The following is a 5615-nucleotide window of genomic DNA, read 5'->3' as shown; positions in this document are numbered from 1 at the left end:
TTTTTTCCATCGGCTTCCGTCGGTTCGCGGATATCGGAACAGCCGTTCTGGCAGGTGAGTCCGGTAGCATTGTCTAACGTGAAATTCCGAGCTTCATACGGTTCATTGGGTAATGGGAATATAAACCCCTACTCATTTACCGAAAACTTTGCCATTTCGCAATCGGGCCGTATCATCAACGGTGTCCGGCCACAGCGTACCGGACAGCCGGGTGTCGTGCCTGCAGGACTCACCTGGGAAACATCTACCACAGGCAACCTGGGTCTGGAGTTTGCTAGTTTGAACAACAGGCTTCAGTTTGTAGGCGACCTATACCGACGCTGGACCAGCGATATGTTTACCGTGGGGCCTACCTTGCCGGCAGTTTATGGCACTACCGTGCCGAAAGGCAACTATGCCGATTTGGAAACGACCGGATGGGAGGCTTCCGTAACTTGGCGCGACCAGTTTGCGATGGCGGAAAAGCCGTTTACGTACGATGTCCGCGTGACCATGGCTGACTATCGCGCGATCATCACAAAATACAATAACGAACCGAAGAGGCTGACAGATCACTATGTGGGCCAGCGCATCGGCGAAATATGGGGTTACCAAGTAGAGGGGTTATTCCAATCGGAAGAAGAAATTGCCAACTCGCCATCCCAAGCAAATGTACCCAATACCAATACACGAAAGAATTATGTGGGCGATATTAAATTTAGAAACCTAGACGGGGATGATATTATTTACCAGGGTGAAAATACCGTGTATAATCCGGGCGATAAGTCGATTATTGGCAACTCGGAGCCACGCTATACTTACGGAGTCAACCTCAATGGGGATTGGAACGGATTTTTCCTGTCGGCCTTTTTCCAAGGGGTACTGAAACAGGATTACTATCCATCGCCAGAAGCGAGGTTCTGGGGCCAGTATAATAGACCCTATAACCAGTATCCTCGTTGGCAGGAAAATAATATGTTCCGTCCTGAATTAGGTAATTTCGATGCGTACCTGCCGAGATTGGTAGGATATATCGCCCAAGGTACGGGGCGCGCATTGAACGTGCCGAATGATCGTTATCTGCAGAACGCGGCTTATATCCGTTTGCGAAATGTACAAATTGGTTATTCCTTGCCCAAGAAGTTAATTTCTAAATTCCGCGCCAACGACGTGCGACTGTATTTTTCTGCCGAAAACCTGTGGACCTGGTCGCCGATGTATAAGTGGACAAAAGATACCGACGTGACAAATATTTATGGTTCTGACCGTGACCTAAGCGGTGGGTCGAGTGGCGACGGATACAACTATCCGATGCTGAAAACGATATCGATGGGCCTGACTGTTAATTTCTAATCTAGAGAGGACGATAATCATGAAAAAATTTCATTTTATATGGGTGATGGCGAGTATCCTTCCGTTTGCCGCTTGCGATTTGGACGAGATGCCGGTGGATACAGGCACTAATCAAGCCATATTCGGATCGGCCGCGGGGATGGAACTCTACGCCAACTCTTTTTACGACATTTTGCCCGGCACGGATGTAGGTGTGTTTCAAGGTGACGACGTGTCGGATTTGGTCGCTCGCAATGGCGTGGATAACCTGTTGGCCCCGGGGGCATTGAGCCCGATTACCAGCTCCGGCTGGAGTTGGACGGCACTTCGGAATATCAACTATTTTATCGAGAACGCCGAGAAGAGCACGGTGCCGGAAAAAAACCATTACATTGGTATGGCACGGTTCTTCCGGGCATTGTTTTATTTCGAGAAAGTGCAACGCTTCGGCGATGTGCCGTGGATCGATAGGACGATTGATGTGACGGATACTGTTGCCCTTAAAGCACCGCGAACAGATCGTTTCGAAGTAATGGATAACGTCTTGGCTGATTTGGATTACGCGATTGCGAATATTACATTAACAAGCGACCCCTCCTGTACGCGGATTACGCAGAATGTAGCCAGGGCCTACAAGACCCGGATATGTCTGTTTGAGGCATCTGTCAGGAAATACCATACACGCTACGGTATGCAGTCGACAGCCGATACCTGGTTTCAGCATGTGGTAGATGCCGCTAATGCGATTACCGGTTTTACATTACACCAAGCAACGGCATCGGACCGCTCGTACCGGGATTTGTTTATCACCAAGGCTCCTTACGCCGATGAAACCATTTTGGCCGTGGCATTAGACGCTAGCTTGCAGGTGTTCAGCTCTGCAAACCGCAGGTTTATCAGCCCCACTTATGGAAACCGGCCAAGTCTGACCCGCAATTTTGTAAATACTTACTTAAAGCTCGACGGAACTCCTTTTACCGATGATCCGAACTATGCCACCACACCGTTTGCCGAGGAAGTGAAGGACCGCGATCTGCGCTTGAAACAGACCATCCGCCTAGGCGATTACCACCGCACAGAGAACGCGGTACCGGTTGTTGCCCCGCCAAACTTCAACCAGACATTTACCGGCTATCAGCCGATTAAATGGTGCTATGATGAGCGGTTTCCTTATGATGACGAAAGCCGGAATGACAATGCCCACATCATCATGCGGTGGGGCGAGGTGTTGCTGAATAAGGCAGAAGCACTTGCAGAGCTGGGTGCGATGGACAATGCGGAATGGACAGCGACAATTGGTGCATTGCGCCAACGCGCCGGAATCACAGGCTCGACGTTGACGATCATGCCTACAACTGCCGATCCGTACCTGGTGGATTACTATTTAGGGAAGTTTACCAATCCGGTTCTCTTGGAGGTTATGCGCGAGCGTGCCGTTGAGCTTGTATTTGAAGGGCTCCGCCCTGATGACCTCAGGCGGTGGCACATTGGAGAACTTTTCGAAGAGGCCCCCATGAACGGAATTTATGTGTCTGAGTTGGGTGAACATGACCTGAATAGTGATGGCATAATGGACGTATGCTTTTATCAGGGAACCAAGCCTGCCCCTTCGAATTCGACCGTGGCGTTCGTTGACGTGTCTCCCTCTTCAGCAGTGGGCCGGATACAATTGTCAAATGGCACATCAGGTGAAGTTCAATGGAATCCAGGTGAGCGGGAATGGTTGGATAAGAAGTATCTCTACCCTATACCGGAAGCGGATCGGGAACGGAATCCTGCACTGGGGCAGAATCCAGATTGGTAATTTAAGTAACACGAACATGGCAGCTTCCTGAGAAGCTGCCGTTTTAACTATTTATTCATCATGAAACGATATTGGACGCTAATTTGCTGCCTGTTGGCGGCGACAACCTTTGCTCAAGAACCACAGCCTACGAATATTCGCGTAGCTAGCTACAATCTCCGAATGGACACCCCCAAGGATAGCTTGAATGCATGGCCAAATCGAAAGGAAAATGTAAAGGCGCTAATCAAATACCATGATTTCGATATCATTGGCACACAAGAGGGGTTTATTCACCAATTGAAGGATATTCTTGAATTGCCATCATATGAATATGTGGGAAGTGGTCGTGATGACGGTAAACACGGAGGTGAGCATTCGGCCATTTTTTACAAGAAAGACCGTTTCGACGTCGTTGATGCCGGCAACTTTTGGTTGAGCGAGACGCCTGAGACGCCGGGATTGGGTTGGGATGCCACGTGCTGCAATCGCATCTGTTCGTGGGCAAAAATGGTAGATAAAGATAGTAAGAAGGAGTTTTACGTTTTCAATGTCCATTTTGACCATCAGGGAGTGATTGCACGGCGTGAATCTGGCAAATTGATGGTCGCGAAAATCACGGAAATCGCAAAGGGTGCACCAGTTATCTGCACAGGCGATTTTAATTCAACACCAGAAACCGAACAGATTCAGGGGATGGCGACTATATTGAACGATGCTTACAGGGTGACCCAAGAGCCGCCTTACGGACCTGTAGGGACCACCAATTCGTTTCGGTTTACCGCCCCCATGAAACGGCGTATCGACTACGTGTTTGTAAGTAATCACTTCAATGTTTCAAAGTATGCCGTATTGACAGATGCACAGGACCAGCGATACCCATCGGACCACTTGCCTGTAGTTGTTGATATCTATTTTGCCGAATAATTTATTTGCCTCCTTTAACCTGATATGAAAAGATAAATTTTCGTCATTACCACCATTTGGTAACCCGGCGCAATCCGTGTTTAAACAGGCACAGGTCAACCGTGGCGGTATCCAAATGGGAATTCGACCCGGAAGATAGCCTTCGTTAAATGGGTAGGGGTACTTCGGACGCGTTCGACCAGAATGGGGGGTTATGCGAATTAGGTGAATTACGCAAACCTTTGCGTTTGTCCGCCTTGTTAGTTCGTTTAAATAGTCGTTGTATTGCAGTACCAATTGTGGGAAGCCAGATGATAATATCGCCACATATCCTGTTTAATGATTGTTATGGCAAATATGCCATTGCTGCAATCAACGTCTTTACATTGGAACAGGTGCTGGGGGTGTTTCGGGCGGCCCATAAAAGCAGGGCGCCGGTCATTATCCAAACCACGCCCGTGGCGCGCGACTACGCTACCCCCCAGGTATTGACGGCGATGGTGGCGGCGGCGGCACGCGTATACCCCGAGGTGGTATTCGCACTCCATTTGGATCATGGTAATGAGCAGCATATTGGGGAGGCCGTGGGTAGCGGGCGTTATAGTCCGGTGATGATTGATGCCTCGCACGACCCGTTGGAACAGAATATCAGCCGCACGCGTGAAGTGGTTTCATTGGCACACGGAAAGAACGTGTTTGTCGAGGCCGAGTTGGGGGTGTTGAGCGGAATCGAAGACCATCTGCAGGTATCGGCATCCGAATCAAAATATACCGGACCCGATGAGGCTGCTTATTTTGTGAAAAGTGCAGGATGCGACAGCTTGGCTGTTGCCGTTGGAACCAGCCATGGAGCTTACAAGTTTTCAGGCGATGAGGGGATACAGTTCGGCATCCTACGGGCTATCCAGCAACGATTGCCCGGCTTCCCGCTTGTCTTGCACGGCGGTTCTTCGGTAAACGCGGATGAGTTGGCAAGGATTAACGCGGCAGGTGGGCAGATGCAAAGGGGAGCGCGTGGCGTATCGGATGAGGAACTTTCACAGGCTACGGCTTACGGTATCTGCAAGGTTAACGTCGCCACCGACCTACGGGTGCTGTGGGCACGGGTGCACCGGGAGTTTTTTGCAGACCACCCCGACCGATTCGACCCCGTTGAACCGGGAAGGGTGTATGTGGAAGCATTAGAAAAGCTTTGCACGGAAAAATTTGAAAAATTGGGGGCAGCGGGGAAAGCGGATGCTTTCCTGAGGTAAATGCCTCTCGGATGATAAAAAGAGCCTATTAAAATGAAACAGGATCAACAATGCAGGCTTTTGGCCAAGGCGAGTGACGCCGCCACCGTTTACCAGCACATCAGCAAGGAAGACGGTGGATGGCAATACCTCCATTTTGCTGCCCGGACGATGCCGCGCGGCGAGGTATGGCGGGGCCATACCGGACACAATGAGTACGCCATTATCCTGTTGGGCGGCAACTACCGGGTGGATACTGACAAAGGGAACTGGCAGACCATGAACGGGAGAAAGGATGTTTTCTCGGGTATGGCCCATTCGCTTTACCTACCACGCCACACGTCGTTTGAGTTGGCTGCCGAGAGTGATGTGCTGGACATCGC

5 protein-coding genes are annotated in these 5615 nt (G+C 50.2%); all 5 read left to right on the top strand.

The features are described 5' to 3' along the window. The coding region (locus ACO1NT_RS11855; protein WP_449048841.1) for a TonB-dependent receptor domain-containing protein at positions 1–1332 on the top strand (1332 nt) is incomplete at its 5' end. Positions 1333–1351: 19 nt separating this feature from the next. Further along, positions 1352–3115, top strand: coding sequence for a RagB/SusD family nutrient uptake outer membrane protein (locus ACO1NT_RS11850; protein ID WP_449048840.1), 1764 nt, complete (start codon positions 1352–1354; stop codon positions 3113–3115). A 60-nt stretch (positions 3116–3175) separates the two neighbouring features. Beyond that, positions 3176–4021, top strand: a complete 846-nt coding sequence (locus tag ACO1NT_RS11845) for an endonuclease/exonuclease/phosphatase family protein (RefSeq protein ID WP_449048839.1) — start codon at positions 3176–3178, stop codon at positions 4019–4021. Positions 4022–4311: 290 nt separating this feature from the next. Beyond that, positions 4312–5253 (top strand): class II fructose-bisphosphate aldolase, encoded by a 942-nt coding sequence (locus ACO1NT_RS11840; RefSeq protein WP_449048838.1) that lies wholly within the window; start codon positions 4312–4314, stop codon positions 5251–5253. 33 nt (positions 5254–5286) lie between these two features. Beyond that, on the top strand, positions 5287–5615 hold a 329-nt coding region (locus ACO1NT_RS11835; RefSeq protein ID WP_449048837.1), incomplete at its 3' end, for a 5-deoxy-glucuronate isomerase.

The organism is Parapedobacter sp. (assembly GCF_053550995.1).
The sequence above is the reverse complement of the archived record's forward strand: the minus strand, read 5'-3'. Positions and strand labels throughout refer to the sequence as shown.

Bases quoted from the DNA above. Each gene is read 5' to 3' on its own strand.
- ACO1NT_RS11840 (WP_449048838.1), top strand. From the start codon at position 4,312: ATGATAATATCGCCACATATCCTGTTTAATGATTGTTATGGCAAATAT.
- ACO1NT_RS11850 (WP_449048840.1), top strand. From the start codon at position 1,352: ATGAAAAAATTTCATTTTATATGGGTGATGGCGAGTATCCTTCCGTTT.
- ACO1NT_RS11845 (WP_449048839.1), top strand. From the start codon at position 3,176: ATGAAACGATATTGGACGCTAATTTGCTGCCTGTTGGCGGCGACAACC.